Origin of the sequence: Pseudanabaena sp. lw0831, assembly GCF_016584665.1 — a bacterium.
GTDB lineage: Bacteria > Cyanobacteriota > Cyanobacteriia > Pseudanabaenales > Pseudanabaenaceae > Pseudanabaena.
Genome location: NZ_BBJB01000046.1, coordinates 19190 through 39154, shown reverse-complemented (window position 1 = coordinate 39154; position 19965 = coordinate 19190). Strand labels below are relative to the sequence as shown.

The following is a 19965-nucleotide window of genomic DNA, read 5'->3' as shown; positions in this document are numbered from 1 at the left end:
GTAGTGACAAGGCTGTTGAATCACTAATAAATTTACTCAAAGATGCAAATTATTATGATCGGAGTAAATTAGCAGAGGTATTAGGCAAAATTGGCAGTGATAAGGCTCTTGAATCACTAATAAATTTACTCAAAGATGCAAATCAATATGTGCGTAGGGTAGCAGTAGGTTCATTGAGCAAGGTTAGTAGTGAAAAAGCTGTTGAGCCACTTATTGAAGCACTCAAAGATCCAGATTATGATGTACAAAGTAAAGCTAAAGCAGCAGAGGCATTAGGCAAAATTGGTAGTGACAAGGCTGTTCAGCCACTTATCGAAGCATTCCAAGATCCAAATTTACGAAGACAAGCATCAGAGGCATTAATCAAGATTGGCAATGTTATGGCTTCTGAACTAATCAGCAACACACTTATTGCTAGGCTCAAAGATCCAAACATAAAGTTAAGAAACGAAGCAGCAGAGGCATTAGTCAAGATTGGCAGTAAAAAAGCAGTTGAATCTCTCATACTAGATCTTAAAGATCCAACTGATCATGTAAGAAGACAAGCAGCAGAGTCTTTGGTTACGATTGTTAGTGACAAGGCAATTGAATCGCTCATACTTACCCTTGAGGATTCTAATGTTTACACGAGTATTTTTGCAGCAAAGGCATTGGACAAGATTGCTAAAGTCACTTGCAACTTACCCACCCTCGCCCAACAACTCCCCCATCTCCTCACCCTCATCCCCACAGAATCCAGCCAACAAGCTCTCTCAGTCATCACCGTCATCCAAGCCCGATGCAAATACTACAACTACAACATAGCCCAAACACCCTTACCCCCCGAAAATAACCCCAACCCCACCACAGGCAACACCTTCATATTCAACGACAAAGTAGGGCAAGTAGTTGCTGGAAATCTAACAGTTCAACGCGATAATATTGCTACACAAAACAACCAAAAGACAGCACCTGAGTCCTAACCAACCACTAAACATTACCCTGTGAGAAAAATATGACCTTTAACTTCAACGCCCCCGTAGGACAAGTCATCGCAGGCGATCAAACCGTCACAGGCGACAATATCGGCACACAAAACAACTACTACGGCATAGACGACCCCAACACCCAACAACTAGCCAAAGAACTCGATGAAATCCTGCAAGGAATCGTCCCCCAAATCTCCGATCCCACCAGCGAAGCAGGCAAAGAAATCATCACCGCTGCCGCATTGGAAGAGATAGAAAACAAACCAACCCTTAAAGATCGTCTAGTTGCTGCATTTAAAGCAGGTGCATTTGAAGCCATCAAAAAAATTGCCAAAAATGATTTTGTTGAAGTCTTCCTTACCGCCTTCAAAGCAGGACTTGAAGCCAAACCTAAAAAGTGAAGTTGCAATCATTCAATAACAAATCCCTTGAATAAATATGCCTAAACGAACCATTACCTATCTATCCCCACTCGATGCCCTCATCGCCGTTACCAAAAGACTTAGCCTCCACGAAAATCAACATAAACTCGACTCTGAAGAATTTTTTCATCAATATCGCCAAGGAAAAACATCAGATGAAATTGAACTTATCGAATGGGCAAACGACTATCAGCACTATCTCGCCTTACGTCAGGAAATAGAACAAGATCTGAGCGATCGCATTACAAACGACTGGCTCGAAGAAGCCGAAGCACGCGATCGCGATCTCACCAGTGGCGAAGTAATTGGCTACCCTGCCAGCCAAGTATTTGCAGACCTTAATGACTATCTCAAAAATCTAGAAGACTACGAAGAAAAACTGGTGCGTGGTGAGATAAATTTTTAAAACATCCTGTTTAGCATGACATCCGTGTTATTATGCTAAATTATGATTGTCTCATTCAAAAATCAAGGCTCTGAAGACATCTTCAACGGCAAAAACTCTCAGGAGGCAAGAAAAGTTTGTCCAGCATCCATTTGTAAAGTTGCAACCCGCAAACTCGACCAAATCAACGCCGCAACAATCCTCAACGACCTGCGCGTTCCCCCAAACAATCGGCTAGAAGCATTAGCAGGCGATCGCAAAGGTCAGCACAGTATTCGCATCAACGACCAGTATCGAATTTGCTTTATCTGGACTAGCACAGGAGCAAATCAAGTAGAAATTGTAGATTATCACTAAGTTAAAGATAGAAGTATAAAATATGACACGCATACCAACCCATCGCCCACCAACCCACGCAGGGGAAATGTTATTAGAAGAATTTCTGATTCCGTTCGGATTAACGCAGCAAGAACTAGCCAATGCCATTCATGTCCCTTATCAAAGAGTAAATGAGATCATCAATCGCCGCCGAGGCATCACCCCAAGCACTGCCCTTCGTCTAGCCAAATTCTTTTCTACATCAGCAGACTTCTGGATGAACCTTCAACAATGTTGGGATTTATATCACGCTCAACAAACAGAAAATGATGAATTACAAACTATTCAACCATTAACAAACTTAGCGATCGGCTAAATCAAACATGACAAATGCAGCCAAACTTCAAAACCTTCCAGCTTATACAGTAGCCGATGCCGCCCGTTACTTGCGGATTCCATCGGGTACATTACAAGCTTGGCTACATGGGCGTACCTACAACACCAAAGACGGACAACAATTTTCCGCACCCCTCATCCAGCGTCCCAGCATCGAATTTTCACAACTCTCATTTATCAACCTCGTAGAAGCTCATGTATTGCGAGCGATTCGCCAAGACCACAACATTCGCCTAGACAAAGTTCGTACTGCCCTTGACTACATCGAACGTGAATTCGCTACCCCACATCCCCTCGCAAGCATTGACTTCCAGACCGATGGTGTAAACCTCTTTGTCGAATCCGTAGGAAAACTGATTAACGCCTCCGAAAATGGACAGTTAGCCATGCGTCAAACCCTTAATCAACTTCTCAAACGCATCGAATACGATCGCCAAGTTGCCATTCGCCTATTCCCCAACCTGCGCCCAAATCAATCTGATAGCCCCAAACTGCTTGTTTTTGATCCCGCAGTATCCTTTGGTCGTTTAGCGATCGCTGATACAGGCATTCCCACATCCATCGTTGCCGAACGCTATCGAGCAGGAGATTCTATAGATTTACTTGCTGAAGACTACGGCTGCACAAGACTGCAAATCGAAGAAGCAATCCGCTACGAACTCCCTCCTCAAATTGCGTGAACAAGAAAAATACCGATAAGCCTATCTTTTTTGTAGATAGAGCCTTAGGCAAAAATCTAGTCAAAATTCTACGCAACGCAGGCGCAAATGCTGAAGCGCATATCGATCATTTTGCCCCCAATTCTCCAGATATCGAATGGTTGCCCGAAGTCAGCCGTCGAGGATGGATTGTCCTGACTAAAGATGCCAATCTGGGACGTACACCCTCTGAGCAAATAGCGATCGCTAGTTCTAATGCTAGAGTTTTTGTTTTAGCGATAGGTGATGCCAGTGGTGAAGAAATGGCACAAACTTTTATTCAGGCTCTAGATAGTATCGAGCGTTTTATCAAAGGGAATCAGGCTCCTTTCATCGCAAAAGTCTATCAAAACAGCAGAGTAGCCATCTGGCAAAAACACACAAAACTTCTGAAGATGTTACAACGATCTAATGAATTGTAAGCGATCGCATACGCCTACAACACCAAGGCTACAAGTCCTGATATGATTGTCAGGCAGAATCACCGTTAACAGATTAACGAAATTCTAGCGAATATCCCTAGCGAACATCTCCAGCAATATGCGTCTATCTCAAATGCTCTGGGTCACTCTGCGCGAAGATCCCGCCGAAGCAGAACTCACAAGTCACAAACTACTACTCCGTGCAGGCTATATCAGGCGCGTAGGTGCAGGCTTGTATGTGTACTTGCCGCTGATGTGGCGCGTCCTGCAAAAGATTTCCGCAATCGTCCGCGAAGAGATGAACGACACAGGGGCGCAAGAATGCCTATTAACGCAACTGCAACCTGCGGAACTTTGGCAGGAGTCAGGGCGCTGGGATACCTACACCAAAGCCGAAGGGATCATGTTTGCCCTCACCGATCGCGCAAATCGTGAAGTCGGTCTGGGCCCCACCCATGAAGAAATTATTACGGCGATCGCTAGAGATATGATTCGCTCCTATCGCCAACTGCCGCAGCATTTGTATCAAATCCAAACCAAGTTCCGCGATGAGATTCGTCCGCGCTTTGGTTTGATGCGTGGTCGCGAATTCATCATGAAAGATGGCTACTCATTCCATAGCAGCGAAGAAAGCCTGAAAGAGACTTATTACGAAATGGATCGCGCCTATCGGAAGATGTTCGATCGCTGCGGACTGAAATTCCGTGCTGTTGAGGCTGACTCAGGTGCGATCGGTGGTTCGGGTTCGCAAGAGTTTATGGTACTTGCTGAAGCTGGGGAAGATGACATTCTCTTTACCGAAGATAGCAGCTATGCCGCCAATGTCGAGAAAGCGGCATCTATTCCACCTGATGCTGTACCTTCTCATTTCGACAAGTTTGAGAAAGTGCATACACCGAAAAAGGGAACTATCGAAATTGTTTGCAAATTCCTCAAAAGCGATCCTACGCAGATTGTGAAACAGGTGCTGTATCAGGTTGTGTATGATAATGGCACAACTGTTTTAGTTCTAGTTAGCATTCGTGGCGATCGCGATGTTAATGAAGTAAAGCTGCAAAATGAATTGACCAAGTTGGCAGCTAATTACGGCGGTAAAGCAATTATTAATCTCCAAGTTGCTGATGCTGAATCTCAACAAAAATGGGCGCATTCTAAACTTCCTGTAGGATTTATCGCACCAAGTCTTGAAGACTCTTATATTGATCCAACTGCTAGTGTTGTACCGAAATTCCTGCGCTTAGCCGATCGCACCGTTGAGCATTTACAGAATTTTGTCACGGGTGCAGATGAAGCTGATTATCACGTTGTGGGCGCAAATTGGGGTCAGGATTTCACGTTGCCTACAGTTGTAAATCTTGATAAAGCCAAAGCAGGCGATCGCGCTGTTCACGATCCTTCGCAAATCTTGCAAACCGCCAGAGGCATCGAAGTTGGTCATATATTCCAATTGGGAACCAAATATTCCAAGGCGATGAAAGCGACCTTCACCAACGAGCAGGGTGAAGAAATGCCCTTAGTGATGGGTTGCTATGGCTTGGGTGTGTCGCGCCTCGCTCAAGCTGCCGTGGAGCAGTCCTATGACAAAGATGGCATCATCTGGAATAAAGCGATCGCTCCTTACCATGCGATCGTCACCGTGCCGAATGTGGGCGATGCTAAGCAAATGGATGTGGGTGAGAGGCTTTACACTGCCCTTGATGCCGCAGGCGTAGAAGTACTCCTCGACGATCGCGATGAGAGGGCTGGCGTGAAGTTTAAAGATGCCGATCTGGTGGGTATTCCCTATCGTGTGGTTACTGGCAAAGCGATCGCTGATGGCAAAGTCGAAATCGTTAATCGGGCTACTAAAGTTGCCACTTTAGTAGAAATCGAATCAGTTGTCGAATACTTACAAAACGAACTCAAGTAAAAGAAAGCGGCGCATTGCGCCCCTTTCTTTTACTCTTCATCATCATAATCAGGATATTGCTCTGGAGCCTTGCCTTTTTTATCGATAACCTTTGCTTTTTTGATTTTAGGATCAGGTTCTTCAATACTTTCTAACACTACATTAAACTCCCACCAGTCGCCAAAATCAAACACATAGGTAATGCGATCGCCAATATTAATTTGCCAATCTCTCAGCAAAACTTTATCGGTAAAGATGGCTTCTTCTTCATATTGAGTATAAGGATGATAAATGCTCTTGATGAAGCCTTGACGATCTTTATAGGTGAATTGATGTAGATGATCGTTTGCAAAATCAAAACCTTTGAGAATTGCCGAGCTAAAATCGTAGACTGTGAGATGAGAAGGAATGGCAATCTTACGCCAGACAGTCTCTGTAGAAAATTTATCCTTGGATTTTTGAATATGGAGTTGAATGGACACTTTAAAAACAAAGATACCATCTTGGGCTTTAGGCTCAGGAAACTGCAAATTGTTCCGCCATACTGTAAATAAATCTAGTGCTTGAAATTCCTCTTGTAATATCTCCGTTGGCGTTGACTTCTGTACGACAATATCAAGTTTAGGCGATGGGGTTTCTATAAATAAATCTGAAATATCATCTCCTGATTCACTCAGCAATCCCTTTTTCCAATTAGTTTTATTTAATAATTCCATTAGCGCTTTCCCAAATGGCAAAGCTTTTGCTTTAGTAACCCGCCATCCTCTACCTGTTAATGGTTCCGTATCTTCTAATTCCACCAATCCAAACAAATTTAACAAAGCAACATTGTGTAACCTCAGACGATTTAACCACTCGTTACTCCTAGAGTTATTAGTAAAATCTAAATCTGCTTTAGCCACATCTTCCCAGCAATTAAACACAAAAAACCATTCAGGAAGAACACGCTTATCATTGCTCATAATGTCTTCGCAGGCATAATAGAGCCATGTGGCAAGAAGATTAAAATACTTCTCAGTTTCGTTTAATTTCTGCCATGATTTGAGAACTTCAGGATCTATACTGAGAATATTTTTCTTTTTATCTAATTGCACTTGTGCGATCGCGGAACTACGCAAAAGCAAATAGAGTCCGTGAATATATGGGTAAGATTTCTGGCTAGGGCGCTGAAAATCAATTTGAGTTGGGTGACTGAGGCGTTCATTCAGTTCTGCAAGATATTTTGGTGCGATCGCATTTTGAGCAGCACTGACTTCGACCTTATGAAGTTGCAGAAACTCTATAAACGCCTCAAAATCCTGCACAATTGCATTTGGTTGATTAGTTGTGAATATCTGTTGGCTCAGCAACTGCTTTGACGATTCAGACAAAGGTTCTTTTTTGGGTTTTTCGATTGGGAAGAGATTAAACAAATTAAACATGGATTCCTCTCCTTCAATAAACTAGCTAGTAAGTATCTGTTGAATCAGTTGGAGATATTTCTTCTAGATCTTTATCAAAAGGAAGTAGATATCTCTGGATTTGCTCACCAATTTTGTCATTACCAGATGTTTTCGATATAAAGGCGGTTGCACCAACAAATTTGGATCTAATCCGATCAACAAATGTGTCATTGCTAGTCAAAATCAGGATCGGCGTATTCTTAAACTCTGGTATGCGACGAATTTGAGTGCAGAGTTCATAACCACCAACAATTGGCATCACCAAATCTAAAATAATCATCTCTGGCTTAAGCTCAACTAGTAATGGCAATACATTGATAGAATCTCGAATTCCTAGAAAACCAAAACCAAATCCTGAAACTATCTGTTCGATGGTGGCACAAACTTGATTGCTGTCATCGACACAGGCAATGAGAGGTCGTGCCATCAGGTTTATTTTTTTCTGATTCTGGCTACTGTCTGACAACTGAGTCGATTCATTTTTTGAAGATTCATTTAGTGAAAATCCCGCAACAGGAGATTGGATGTCGGCAACTTCCACTAGTCCGATCATGCCGCGATGATAATACGCCATTAATGACTGCACGAGATTAAGTAAGTCTTTCTTCATCCATGTCGATAACTCTCGCAGCGATCGCCTACCATCAAGGATCGTTATCAGAGTTTTGTAAGTGAGATCTGAAGCTTCTTCCTTGAGTTGTGATGGGCGCTTGATCCAAGGTGCAAGATTTGGCGAAAAATCGGCAATTCCAGATTTGCGCCATGTCAACCATTCTTGATGGGCGCGATCGATCGCATGTTCGGCATGGATCAGTGAAATCACTGGCGTAATCTCATCTTCAAAATCACAGTAGTAGGTAATCCTTTCATTCGCGGCACATTGAATGATGTCAAACAATACTTCTTGAACAAAACCCTCAATAATCGGCGTGATTTGCTCACGGGTTAAGACCATGCGTTTCATCAGGATTACCAGCACATGGTAGTCCCAGAGTCGAATTTCCTCGATAGTGCGGAAAGAAATTTTATTAAAGTCTATCTGGAGCTTGTACTGTCCCATCAGTCGGCGCCAACGTCGGTGATGATGCGCTCCTCCCGAAGCCCACACCAATCTACCATGACAATAGTAGATGCTCCATTTGTAACTTTTGACACTATGGAGTTCCAGCTTGCCAGTAAACTGCTTGCGACCATAGCCGCGTAACTGTTCAACAAGGCTATAAACGGCTAGATTATCTGTATCCATGTGTCATCAATGCGTTTTAAAAATAAAGTTGAGTTTTTTAGCTTTAAATCGAAAAAAAGTCTACTTTTCAAAGATCGAGATGAGCTTTGTAATAAAAAGCTGACTTGCTATTAAAAGTTTATTTTCTACAAAACTATATTCAAAAGAATACAGCAATTCTCATTGCCAAATCGTTTTTTGGATTTTCACTCATCAACTCCATGATTAAATTGATTTTGATTTTCAATATAACAGGATCTGAAAAAACAAAAAATTCTTGATAAATACATAGTAAAAATAGATTTTATCAGAAATTATTTTTATATGGCGATCGCGGCTCTGATTATTTAGGCCCGATTCTGTAGTATCTTGATTGAGACTTGGCGCTCAACATTTTGCAACTTTTAGGCTTATTCCATACCCATGTCGAAGTCATCTAAAACCAATAAATCTGCCAAACAAAAACAATCAACAATGCTGATGTATGTCGGTATTGGAGCGGCTGTGATTGCCGCAGGAGCAGGGGGTGCGTATTTCTATTTTACTCAGCGATCGCAGTCAATTAAAGGCATTTTAGGCGCGGCGGCAGTGATCCCCCAAGAGGCGCAAGTGGTAATGGCTTTTAATACTAAATCTGAGCCTTGGAATAAACTAGTGCAATTTGGCACGCCTGCCTCACAAAAGCTGATCGGTGAAGGCATTACCAAATCTCCTCTAAATTCTTTACTAGTCCAGAGCAAAACTGAATATAGTCGCGATGTGCAGCCTTGGTTAGAGGGTTACATCATTACGGCGCTTGTGCCCAATGCCGCGCAGCCCCAAACGCCTGCGGCAACCTTAGTCATTGCCCCAACCCGCGATCGCAGTAAGTCCGATGCCTTTTTGTCAAAATATCGTGGTGCGTTGGCGCAACAAGGGGCAAAGTTTACTGCCAAGCAGTACAAAGATGTTACCTATTACGAGTCACCCACACGCGATCCCAATAACAGTGTGGTAACTGCGGATATTGGTGGGCAATATGTAGCGATCGCCACTAGCCCGATCTTGATCCAACAGGCAATCGATACCTATAAAGGCAGCAATCCGTCCCTTGCTAAGAAGCCGATTTTTGCCAAGATTTATGGCGCTACTAATCAAACCAAAATTGTCGAGCCACTGTTACAAGTTTATTTAGATGGCGATGTAGCTCTAGAGTTTATTGGCTCTCAAGCTAATCTCAATCTCAACGAAGCGGCGATCGCACAGTCAAAGCGAGAACTGGATGCGATGACTTTGACAGGCGGTACTCAGAAAGAAGGTTTGCGGTTTGAGATTAATACTTATCTCAAAAATGATAATTCCAATCCCCTAGGCAATAACAATGCAAAAGTTCTTAATCTCTTGCCACAGGAAACTTTTTTATTGGTTTCTGGCGTAAATCTCTATCAGTCTTGGCAATCGCTAGTCTCTCAAGCTAAGGGAAATGCGAGTTCTGCACAACTGATCGATCAGATTCGGAAGTCTGTAAAAGATAGTACAAAGCTCGATCTCGATCAAGATATTCTCAAATGGATGAACGGTGAATTTGCGATCGCGGCGATTCCCAATAATCAAGGCATCTTGGCGAATCCTGGGTTCGGGTTTGTCGCGATCGCCCAATCCAACGATCAGAATGCGGCTAAAACGGCGCTTGACAAAATCGATAAGGTTGCCCAAGCAAATTCTGGAGGACTGTTGCCTAAAGGAGTGGATCTAAAACCAAAACAAATTGGCGATAAATCAGTGATTGCTTGGGCGATCGGCAATACCAACGTGGCAACACGCGGCACTTTAGATAATAATTTTGTTTTTTGGTCTATGGGCGATCTTGCCGATACCTTTGTTCCTAAGCCTGCTAATAATTTGCCAGAAAGTAGTTCTTTTAAAATTCTAACTACGGATATGCCCAAGTCCAACGGCGGTTATTTCTATTTGAATATGACTACTGCACTCTCACTTGCCGATCGCCTTTTACCGCCTGAAGTCAAATCTAACCCTAGTTTTACCGAAATTCGTTCTGTCCTTGATGCAATTAACGGCATTGCCGTTACATCCACAAATGTTGATACCAAGACAACCCGCTTAGATTTCTTATTTACGCTCAAGCCCACTCCAGGCAACTAAAAACAATACACAGATCATTGCGCTATAACTCCTCACTCCTAAAAACATCACTTTTTCAAGGCTAGCAGAACGTAAAATACTAAAGATACTCGATACCTTACTTAATTACCTTTAGCAAAAAATGGTTACAGCACCCGATACAAAATCTGATACTAGCGCCCGCGCTCTATTTCAGGCTGCTTACGAAAATCGTTATACATGGGACAGCAATTTCCCAGGATTAACTGCCAATGTCGCCGTAGCGATCGACGGCGTAGCCCGCACTGGTAAGGCAAGCATTAAGCCAGATCTATCCGTTGAAGTGAGCATGGATGAGCCACAACTAATCGATCGCACCACCCGCACCCCTAGCGGTGAAGAAAAGACGGTTTCTGTTGACGAAGGTCAAGAATGGTTATATAACCAACTGCGCGATGTGGTAACTCACCGCAAGCGTAAAACCTTTGAAGAAGCTCATGGTAAATCAGCGTTTAACCTTGGTGCATCCGATGAGTCGGGAGCCGTAGAAATCTTGGTTACTGGCGACTCAATGGGATCAAACTACAAAGTCCGTGGCAAAGAGATCTCGATGGTCAGCCGCGTCATGGGACGAATTGGCTTTGTGATTAATCACCTCGGACATCTAGATACTGGTGAAGGTTATATTTCTTCTCTCTATACTGCGGTGTTCCGTAATCCGATGAATGATGAGATTGTTCGTCAAGCTCGTTTTGAAGATAGCTACGAAAAAATGGGCAATTACTACGTGATGACCAAACAAATCGTGCAATCTAACGAGCAAGGCAAAACCAAAAACTATGAAATTACTTTTAGTGATATTCAGCTATTAGGCTAGATAATAAACATGCTTTGCAAGCTTATTATCTAGAATGAACAAGGGGCTTAAGCCCCTTGTCAGTCCTCACAAAAAAGACAATGGCGACAATTATGAGAGGCGATCTGGAACGGTTATTAATTTCGGAAGTGGAACTATTGGAATTGACAGGGTTTAATCGCCAACAGATTTTGCCATCAAGGGAGTTAACCCAGCGACAGATCAAGATTCAATGCGCGATCGCCTTGGGGATTTCCGCAATCAACTTTATCTCATTTGCCAGTATTTTTTTGCCGCCATTACGAGTCGCGGGAATTATCTTTTTGATTAGTTTGACATTGGGGGCATTGAGTTTAGCGATCGAATTTGTCGAAGTAACTGTACTTTTCTTTTGTGTAGCTTTAGGCGCAGCTATTTATTCGCTTTATGCTTTGACAGGAGCAACCTTAGGTATAGTTTTGCTATGCCTCGGACTTGCGATCGCTAGTGGGATTTTGGCTTTATTGCTGATCAGATTAATAGTTCAACAATGGCGAAAGTCAAAAAAATCTCATCGACAGAAAGGCATTCCACCAGTTATTTTGCGGCTATTTATAGAAGTTGATAAATGCAATAAGACTATCCGTGATATTGATGTATTCGATCAGTTACAAGATGCAGGAAATCCGATTAAATTAGAGTCAAGAGAATCAGCGATCGCGGCTTTGAGAATGACGCGCAATGATATTGTGCGAGCGTTGAAAACTGAACGAATTTTACGAGAACATCCAGACTTTCATCCCGATCGCTTTGATATTGATTTAAATGCGTTTGAAGCTATCCAGATCAATAATCGTGCCAAGGAATATGGACGCATTTTTGATACAACTGTACAAATAGCGATCGATGTCCAGAAGGCGATGACTGAATTGCAGGAATCAACCTCAGATTTTTATTAAAAGGGAAAACCCAAAACCCAAAAGGGAGTTGCGGCGCAAAGCGCCGCCACTCATCTTTTGGGTTTTGATTTGTCATAGCTATCTCTTGCGTTGCTATATGAGGTATAAGTTAAAATAGGGTAATACCTGCAAGTGACTGCTTCTATGAAAGATACCAAAGATGAAAACGATACTTTAGATGAAGATGAGTTATTTCGTTTGGGAGGGAAAACATCAAATTTTGTAGTTGTACCTGCGGAAATTCGATATCACCATATTAAAGTTGAAGATTTCGATAAGCCCGTAGCCGCGATCGCCTATAACAATTCCACTTACAGCTTATTTCGTACTAGCTTTGACTGGGCAGAAGTAGAAAAAATAACGAGTCGTCTTTCGGCTGCCTACGTGATTACGGTCATCAAAAAAGGTTGGGCAATTTGGGTATTTGAATATTAAAGGCAGAATCGCGGATTAGACGGATTAGAGGATGACGCAGATTTTTATAAGAACTGCAATAAATTCTCTAAAAATGCTGCAAAGCAACACTTTTAGAGAATTTATTCTCGTTGCTCTACAAGTTCCGCAAAAGCTTGTTCAAAATCTTCATTTGTAATCCGCAAATTTTCCAATTGATTAGTAGCATCACGCTGATGACGACGAATTGCAAAAATTGCGGCGCGGTTGCTAAGAAATGCAAGATCGGCTCCGTTCCAATTTTCTGTATGGTCTGCCCAAATATCTAAATTGAGATTTTTTGCAAGGGGGCGATCGCGATTATGTACTTCTAAAATCGAATTACGACTGTCGCGATCGGGTAAATCCACCATCATATGTAGCTCGATGCGCCCCGATCGTAATAGTGCAGGATCAATAGAATCTCGGCGATTAGTTGCGCCAATTACTAATAGTCCCTCGGCAGATTGCAAGCCATCAAGTTCTGTTAGTAACTGACCAATCACGCGATCGCTAACGCCACTATCGCCTTGATGGCTACCCCGCGCAGGTGCAAGCGTATCGATCTCATCAATGAAAATCACGCAGGGGGAAGCCTGGCGAGCTTGGGCGAATAACTGACGGATTGATTGTTCGGAAGCACCCACCCATTTGGTTAGCAATTCTGAACCTGCAACAGAAATGAAATTGGCTTGGGCTTGAGTGGCGATCGCCTTGGCGAGTAAAGTTTTGCCAGTTCCAGGTGGCCCATAGAGCAGCACGCCGCGAGGAGCCTTGGCGCGGGTATGGGCATAGAGAGCAGGATCGACCAATGCCCCAGCGACCGCTTCTTGGAGGGTTTGCTTAACTTTGGCGAGTCCACCAATTTCTGACCATTGCACTTTGGGAACTTGAATTTGTAGCGATCGTAATACAGCGGGTTGAACTTGCTTCAGCGCAAATTCAAAATCATCGCGATTCACATCTAGATCGTCGGGGATGTCCGCTACACTTGCCACTTGTCGCTTTAGGGCATTAGTCGCGGCAACTTGGCACAATCCCTTAATATCTGCTCCCACATAGCCATAGGCGCGATCAGCGATATCTTCTAAATCGACATCACCAGTCAAAGGCATCGATCGCGTATGGATTTCTAGAATTTCACGACGAGCTTTGCGATCGGGAATGGGGAAAATAATCTCGCGATCGAATCGTCCTGGACGACGGAGAGCAGGATCGATCGCATCAGGACGATTGGTAGCTGCTAGTACAATCACGCCCTTGGTCTCGGCAAATCCATCCATTAAACCTAATAACTGCGCGACCAGACGCTTTTCCACTTCTCCTTCCACATTAGCTCGATTGGGAACGAGAGCATCGATTTCATCAATAAAAATCAAACAGGGAGCAGATTTTACAGCTTTCTCGAAAACCTGTCGTAAGCGAGTTTCTGCTTCACCATAGTATTTACTGATGATTTCTGGCCCGACGATCGCAATGTAATTCACCCCTAACACATGCGCCAGCGATCGCGCCGTTAAGGTTTTGCCTGTCCCTGAAGGACCAACTAGCAAAACGCCTTTGGGTTGATCCAGTCCCAATTTTGTTAGCACATCAGGACGTTTCAGGGGAATCTCGACCAAATCGCGCAACTGTGCCAAGGTATCGCCTAAACCGCCCACTAATTCGGCGATCGCTAGTGGTTTCTCATTTTGAGAATTATCTTTAGGTGGCTCAGGTTTGACGACATCGGGCGAAGTGACTTCACCACTTCCACCTGTGGCATTAGCAGCACGAGGCGACCTCGGAATATTGCCGCGTCGGGGAATACTGGATAAGGGACGAGTAGTGACATTTACCTCAGTATGAATTTCGCCCGACTTTTGTTTCTCGTCTAATTTTTGCGCCAGATCGATGAGTTGATCGAGGTTTAGCAACTGCTTAACATCATCGACTAGAGATTCAAAGCCTTCTACTTTAAAAGCAAATTTGTTCTTAAAACTATCTTTGTCATTACTCATCGATGCTGGTTCCTATGCGTAGAATTACATTCTATGTTAGCGCTGATTCTAACTCTGATTTAGGGGCGATCGCATCAGCATAAAGTAGAGGGAGATGCTAAGCGCCTCTCTCTACACAAATATTGTGATCTCAAATATGCAAAACGCGGTATGTAATGTTTTTGTCTATGGCACACTCAAACCCAATGAAGCAAATTATGCAGAATATTGTGCGGGTAAAGCGATCGCGCAGCAACAGGCGATCGCCTACGGCGAATTATTTTCCCTACCGATGGGTTATCCTGCGATGATCGTAGGTAACACTCAAGTTCATGGATATTTGCTCTCATTTCCTGATGCAAGTATTTTGGAATCACTAGATGATTTAGAAGATTATCAAGGCGATCGCGCTGCTGCTGAGAATGCATATAATCGCCAACAGATAGAAGTTTTTGATGTGGAAGGAAATTCACTAGGTTTTGCATGGGCTTATTTGATGACTTTAGAGCAAGTCATCAAGTTTGGAGGTATTGCTCAACTTGATGGATGTTGGAGTGGTCTAACAAATCAAAACCCAAATAAATAAAGGTGGCGCTCTGCGCCGCCTTTATTTATTTGGGTTTTGATTTCCTATAGTTGAATGATTTGATTTAGGCGATCGCATACTTGCGTAAACAAATCGTTATCCAATTTGCCCAGTGGATGAGGCTTGGCTCCACGGAGCCGCCAGTCAAAGGACTTGGGCTGATGACAGAGAACATAGCTAGTTTTACTCGCTTTACTGCGTGAAGCTTTACCAACAGCAACGGCAAAGGGGTTGTCAGCATTGTATGCAGCCGTTGTCATTGGTAAGCCAATCACGATCGCGGTTTTGTCATTAAATATGCTTGGTGATAGCACCAAAAAAGGATGAATGTCTCGCATTTCTTTGCCGACCTGTGGATTGCAATCAATCCAGATAATATCTTGGCGATCGGGTATCCAATCTTTGGAGGCTTTTACCACTTTTCTGCGCCTAGCTTTTGTGCGGTGGTCATGACTTCGCCGCCATGTCGAGCGGGGTCAAACTGGGTAAGGCGTTCTTCGAGGGTTAATGGAGGATTGGGAACTGGGGCAATAATTACTACTCCGTCAATTACGGAGAGGCGCACGCGCTGGTTGACTTTTAGGTGGGCGGCACGGGCGATCGCGGCGGGTAAGCGTACTCCTAAGTTATTTCCCCATGTTTTGATATCTAGTATTGCTTCGGTCATGAGGTTTATACTTATATTTCTATGTTTAAACATAAGTATAAACATTTTGAAGTGCGATCGGAGATCTATTTAGAATACCAAATCACTGATGTTACGTAGAACAAAGATCGTCATAATGTTTCCATGTCATCTTAAGAGAGGATTTGGAGACCAAATCCCTACATATTTGTAAAGGTAGGGGCTTGGTCTCCAAGCCCCAATCTCAGCGTTCCACTGCAACTAGCTTGATCGGTAAAAGTTTTCGCTAGAATAGCAACAGATGTGGAGGATGCCGAGCTATGACAAGAATCTTTTTGGCGAGGACTGAGGAGCAGAAAAGATTTCGGGAAGTGTTGCGATCGCTGCAACCAAATGCTGGTTCGCGATGGTTATCTGAGAACTTGCCCACAGTAGCGAAACTTTTACCTGCGAAGAAAGAAGCGGTCAGTACATCACCGCATATTTTCTTGCTCTATGGCGAAGGGGGGATGGGGAAAACGAGTCTGGGGCGGCGGTTTTGTGAACTGGCTGGGGAAGAGTTTCCTAATTGCTTTGACGTTTTACGATTGGATTGGGAAGAGGCAAAGAATGAGTATCCATCGCTCAATGTGGGACATGAATCAATTCGTCCTGAATCGGTGTTAGAGACGATTTATTTGGCGGTGAGTAAGGGGCGTGAGGGGATTTTTGAGAAATATCGGCAGGTGGAGAAAACGCTGAAGCAAATTGAGGATAAGGTCGATAAGGAACTGCAAGCAAGGCAGGGTGAGGGGGCGGAATATGCGCCGATTTTGAAAAAGGGTTTGAGTTGGTCGTTGGGAGCTTTGCGGAAACTGCCTCATGTGGAGGCGATTCTGGGGGTGGGAGATGGCAAGGTGGATGAGGCGATCGCCGATGGTGCGGTGAGTGCTTTGGTGGGTTTGATGAAAAAGAAGTTGTCCTTAGAAGACCGCAGGATTTTTGCGACTCCCCATCGACAATTGGCTGAGGCTTTGGGGCATGGATTACAGGCTATTTCCGCACAGAAGCCTTTGGTGCTTTTGTTGGATACCTATGAGATTGTCGATCGCCTTGAGTGCGATCGCGTGTTGCGGATGGTGATTAAAGCTGCGGGGCTGCAAGTAGTTTGGGCGATCGCAGGTCGGGCAAATCTGGCGGATAGCTATCGGTTATCGCAGGATTATTTTCGCGGCTATCGGGATGAGTTTTCGGAAAATCTCTATGTTTACCCGATGAGTGAGTTTAGTCGGGAGCAGGTGAGTGAATATTTCGCGCATCCTCAAATCAATGTGCCTTTGAGTGATGAGGCGGCGGAGTCAGTGAAGCAGTTTAGTTTGGGGATTCCCTTTGTGGTGCAGCAAATTGCGGCGATGCGTCAACAGGGGATCGAGATGGCAACGATTCTCAGCGCTCCATCGGCGGATCTTGATGATGAGTCGCCCCGTGAGGCGGTGGTCAGGGCAACGAGCGATCGCTTTTTGCGGTATTGCTTGGATGAGCATGACCAAAAGGCGGTGTATGCGATGGCGATGATGCGCCGTCCTGATAACGAGTTATTAAAGGCGATGCTGGGGGGGGCTGACCTTGAGCCAGAGATGCGATCGCTAAAGGCAAGGCATTCGTTTGTGTTGCTGGAGGGTAAGGGCATTAGGCTGCATGACAAGCTAGAGAGCTTTTTGCAAGACTATCTGCGTTGTGGGTTGGCGGGACAGTCACCGATGGTGCGGGAGTTGAGCGATCGAGCTGTGGCTTATTTGGAACCGCGCTTGGGTGAATGGACTCAGGAGTTTACGGATACGGCGGATTATTTCGAGTCGGATCGGATTGCGAATGGGGTGTTGGATTTGGTGCAGTTTAAGTTTTGGCAAGATGTGGAGGTTGGCTGGCGCTATGCAGTGCCGCTTTTTGTGGAGAGTTGGCAATATAGCCGCGATTGGCAAAAGCAACTTTTAGGAGTTATTGAGGCTTTTCAGGTGCGGTTTGATGGGGATAGTAAAAAGCGTTTGCGCGTCTTTACTAAAGATTTAGGTTATTACTCGTTCGATCCCGATAGTCGGAAGGCTTTGCTAGATGAATTGGAGAAATTGGCTAAGCGGGGTTGGCTTGATGGTGATCGTAAAACTGAATGTATGTTGATTCTCTCAATCCAATGTGGGAGGCTGTATCGACAACTTGAGAACTATTCAGAATCTCTACAGATATATCTTGAAGTAGAAAAGAAACTTCTTGAAACTACATTACACTTACGAAAAGATTTAGCAGAAGAATTTAAGACTATTGGTGACAAACTTCTTTGGAAAGACGGTAACCCAATAGCATCGGCTGAGGCAAGGACAGCTTATCAAAGTTCTGTTGCATTAAATCCTGATAATTCCCTTGCATGGCGAGAGTTAGGTGTTAGTCTTGAGCAATTAGGACTGTATGAATCAGCGATTCCATCTTATCAACAGGCAATCAAAATTGACCCAAAATATGCCTATCCATATACAGACTTGGGCGATGTCTACGAAGCCCAAGGAAATTACGAATTAGCGATCACATCCTATCAACAAGCAATCGAACTCGACCCCAAAAAGGCGAGTTATCACCACAATTTGGGCAATGTCTACCATTCCCAAGGGAAGTACGAATTAGCGATCGCATCATATCAACAGGCGATCAATCTCGATCCCAAATTTACCTATCCCCATATAAATTTAGGCAGTGTTTACAAGGAGCAAGAGAAATACGAATTAGCGATCACATCTTATCAACAGGTGATGATTCTCGAACCAGAATCTGCTTATCATCACATCACTTTAGGCATTCTCTACACAGAACAAGGAAAGTATGAATTAGCCATCTCATTTTTTTTGCAGGCTATCAATCTTGACTCAAAATTTGTTGCTCCTCACTTTCATTTGGGCATTATCTACAACCATCTGGGTAAGTACGAATTAGCGATCGCATCCTATCAACAGGCGATCAACCTTGAACCTCAAAAAGCTTTTTACCATATCAATTTGGGCAATGTCTACAAAGCTCAAGGGAAGTACGAATTAGCGATTGCATCCTATCAACAAGGGATCAACCTCAACCCAGAAATTGCCACTCTCCATATCAATTTGGGCAGTGTCTACAAAACCCAAGGGAAGTACGAATTAGCGATTGCATCCTATCAAAAGGCGATTGCCATCGATCCAAAACATGCTATTCCACACAACAGTTTGGGCAATGTCTATAAAGCCACAGGAGAATATGAATTAGCGATCACTTCCTATCAACATGCGATCAACCTCCACCCAAAAAAGGCTTTGTATCATAACAATTTGGCTGAAGTCTACTTCTACCAAAGACATTATGAATTGGCGCTCACCAACATACAACAGGCAATCAATCTCAATCCTAACGATCCATATTACTATAATGGTTTGGGTCTGATCTACTTAGGAAAAGGACAGTATGAATTAGCGATCGAAGCCTTGCAAAAGGGAATTACCCTCAACTCTAAAAAAGATGGCTCCCAGCAATTTCTTTTAGGTATTGCAATGGGTCTACAAGGCAATCAAGAAGAAGCTATTGCTTTATGGAAACAAAGTTTAGAATTTGTTACTAGTAATTCTCCAAACGAAAAACTCGCATGTATATTTTGTCAAATTCTCATTGGTGAAATTGAGCAAGGCACAAAAAGTTTCCAAGAGCTTTTAGCAACAAAAAATCTACCAATTTCAGAAATATCAGATTCTCTAAAGTTTATGGAAGTTCTAGCTAGATTGCCCAAAAAAATTGATGGCATTGATACTGTAATTGAGATGCTACGTCAGGTGATTGAGAAGGCGCAATAAGTAGCTGTGCCGCAACTTCAAACGCAAAGATTGAGATCCCCGACTTTTTCTACGCGATTAACCGTCAAGTTTTGTAGAGCGATTAGATACTGAGGATTTTAGGACACTACATCAACATTCAAAATTTGCTACACTGAAAAAATATAGATACATTGACTTACCATGTATTCCACAAACCAAACCCAACAAATCTTAGAAGCGATCAGTGAACTTAGCCAGCAGCAGATCCAGATAGTTTTACGATTTATTCAAACACTGCAACCCAAAAAGCTCTCTAACCCAACTTCTACACCATTCGATCCACTAGCAAACTTTATTGGCGCTACCAATCACGGCAATCTCGCCCAACAAATTGACCAAGACCTCTATGAGTAACGCAATATTCATCGATACATGGGGATGGCTCCCCCTGAACCTAGCTCCTTTTGATTTGCTGAAAT

The 19965-nt window shown here is 43.5% G+C and carries 19 protein-coding genes and 1 pseudogene; 15 read left to right on the top strand and 5 right to left on the bottom strand.

Translation table 11 applies throughout. From position 1 onward, the window contains the following. The 8 genes and pseudogenes from APA_RS08230 to APA_RS08195 all read left to right on the top strand — a co-directional run. The coding region (locus APA_RS08230; protein ID WP_201321808.1) for a HEAT repeat domain-containing protein at positions 1–962 on the top strand (962 nt) is incomplete at its 5' end. A 32-nt stretch (positions 963–994) separates the two neighbouring features. Beyond that, positions 995–1369, top strand: coding sequence for a hypothetical protein (locus APA_RS08225; RefSeq protein WP_201321807.1), 375 nt, complete (start codon positions 995–997; stop codon positions 1367–1369). 37 nt (positions 1370–1406) lie between these two features. Continuing rightward, a pseudogene (gene tumA, locus APA_RS25735) lies at positions 1407–1625 on the top strand (antitoxin TumA); the annotation flags it as partial. 213 nt (positions 1626–1838) lie between these two features. After that, the gene (locus APA_RS08215; RefSeq protein WP_201321806.1) at positions 1839–2132 is read left to right on the top strand and encodes a type II toxin-antitoxin system RelE/ParE family toxin; all 294 of its coding nucleotides are present in this window, start codon (positions 1839–1841) and stop codon (positions 2130–2132) included. A gap of 22 nt (positions 2133–2154) precedes the next feature. Then, positions 2155–2469 carry a HigA family addiction module antitoxin gene (locus APA_RS08210; RefSeq protein WP_201321805.1) on the top strand — a complete coding sequence of 105 codons (315 nt, stop codon included), beginning with the start codon at positions 2155–2157 and terminating at the stop codon, positions 2467–2469. 7 nt (positions 2470–2476) lie between these two features. Continuing rightward, the gene (locus tag APA_RS08205; protein ID WP_201321804.1) at positions 2477–3169 is read left to right on the top strand and encodes a DUF433 domain-containing protein; all 693 of its coding nucleotides are present in this window, start codon (positions 2477–2479) and stop codon (positions 3167–3169) included. Then, on the top strand, positions 3166–3609 hold the full coding sequence (locus tag APA_RS08200; protein ID WP_201321803.1) for a hypothetical protein: 444 nt from the start codon (positions 3166–3168) through the stop codon (positions 3607–3609). The genes APA_RS08205 and APA_RS08200 overlap by 4 nt, the downstream gene beginning before the upstream one ends. Before the next feature lie 118 nt (positions 3610–3727). Beyond that, positions 3728–5518 carry a proline--tRNA ligase gene (locus APA_RS08195; protein ID WP_201321802.1) on the top strand — a complete coding sequence of 597 codons (1791 nt, stop codon included), beginning with the start codon at positions 3728–3730 and terminating at the stop codon, positions 5516–5518. A gap of 29 nt (positions 5519–5547) precedes the next feature. Here the strand turns inward: APA_RS08195 and APA_RS08190 are convergent, their stop codons facing one another. Together APA_RS08190 and APA_RS08185 are read right to left on the bottom strand one after the other, a co-directional pair. Continuing rightward, complete coding sequence (locus APA_RS08190; protein ID WP_201321801.1) at positions 5548–6918, bottom strand: plasmid pRiA4b ORF-3 family protein; 1371 nt, start codon at positions 6916–6918, stop codon at positions 5548–5550. A 25-nt stretch (positions 6919–6943) separates the two neighbouring features. Next, complete coding sequence (locus tag APA_RS08185) at positions 6944–8185, bottom strand: response regulator (protein WP_201321800.1); 1242 nt, start codon at positions 8183–8185, stop codon at positions 6944–6946. 402 nt (positions 8186–8587) lie between these two features. On the opposite strand from APA_RS08185, the gene APA_RS08180 reads away from it, so the two are divergent. The 4 genes from APA_RS08180 (at position 8588) to APA_RS08165 (ending at position 12493) form a co-directional block, all read left to right on the top strand. Continuing rightward, positions 8588–10306 (top strand): DUF3352 domain-containing protein, encoded by a 1719-nt coding sequence (locus APA_RS08180; protein ID WP_236579457.1) that lies wholly within the window; start codon positions 8588–8590, stop codon positions 10304–10306. A gap of 121 nt (positions 10307–10427) precedes the next feature. Further along, positions 10428–11141, top strand: a complete 714-nt coding sequence (locus APA_RS08175; RefSeq protein WP_201321799.1) for a DUF3386 domain-containing protein — start codon at positions 10428–10430, stop codon at positions 11139–11141. 80 nt (positions 11142–11221) lie between these two features. After that, on the top strand, positions 11222–12058 hold the full coding sequence (locus APA_RS08170) for a hypothetical protein (protein ID WP_201321798.1): 837 nt from the start codon (positions 11222–11224) through the stop codon (positions 12056–12058). A 144-nt stretch (positions 12059–12202) separates the two neighbouring features. Beyond that, complete coding sequence (locus APA_RS08165; RefSeq protein WP_201321797.1) at positions 12203–12493, top strand: hypothetical protein; 291 nt, start codon at positions 12203–12205, stop codon at positions 12491–12493. Positions 12494–12594: 101 nt separating this feature from the next. On the opposite strand, the gene APA_RS08160 is transcribed toward APA_RS08165, so the two are convergent. Then, positions 12595–14490, bottom strand: coding sequence for an AAA family ATPase (locus APA_RS08160; RefSeq protein ID WP_201321796.1), 1896 nt, complete (start codon positions 14488–14490; stop codon positions 12595–12597). A gap of 136 nt (positions 14491–14626) precedes the next feature. Here APA_RS08160 and APA_RS08155 point away from each other — a divergent pair, with 136 nt between their 5' ends. Continuing rightward, the gene (locus APA_RS08155; protein ID WP_201321795.1) at positions 14627–15055 is read left to right on the top strand and encodes a gamma-glutamylcyclotransferase; all 429 of its coding nucleotides are present in this window, start codon (positions 14627–14629) and stop codon (positions 15053–15055) included. Between the two features lie 44 nt (positions 15056–15099). On the opposite strand, the gene APA_RS08150 is transcribed toward APA_RS08155, so the two are convergent. Continuing rightward, on the bottom strand, positions 15100–15474 hold the full coding sequence (locus APA_RS08150; protein ID WP_201321794.1) for a type II toxin-antitoxin system PemK/MazF family toxin: 375 nt from the start codon (positions 15472–15474) through the stop codon (positions 15100–15102). Further along, entirely contained in the window at positions 15468–15722 is a 255-nt protein-coding gene (locus tag APA_RS08145; protein ID WP_201321793.1) for an AbrB/MazE/SpoVT family DNA-binding domain-containing protein, read from the bottom strand. Before APA_RS08145 ends, APA_RS08150 begins: the two co-directional genes overlap by 7 nt. Before the next feature lie 278 nt (positions 15723–16000). Here APA_RS08145 and APA_RS08140 point away from each other — a divergent pair, with 278 nt between their 5' ends. Both APA_RS08140 and APA_RS08135 read left to right on the top strand, forming a co-directional pair. Beyond that, entirely contained in the window at positions 16001–19525 is a 3525-nt protein-coding gene (locus APA_RS08140) for a tetratricopeptide repeat protein (RefSeq protein ID WP_201321792.1), read from the top strand. Positions 19526–19687: 162 nt separating this feature from the next. Then, the gene (locus APA_RS08135; RefSeq protein ID WP_201321791.1) at positions 19688–19900 is read left to right on the top strand and encodes a hypothetical protein; all 213 of its coding nucleotides are present in this window, start codon (positions 19688–19690) and stop codon (positions 19898–19900) included. The last annotated feature ends 65 nt before the right edge of the window (positions 19901–19965 follow it).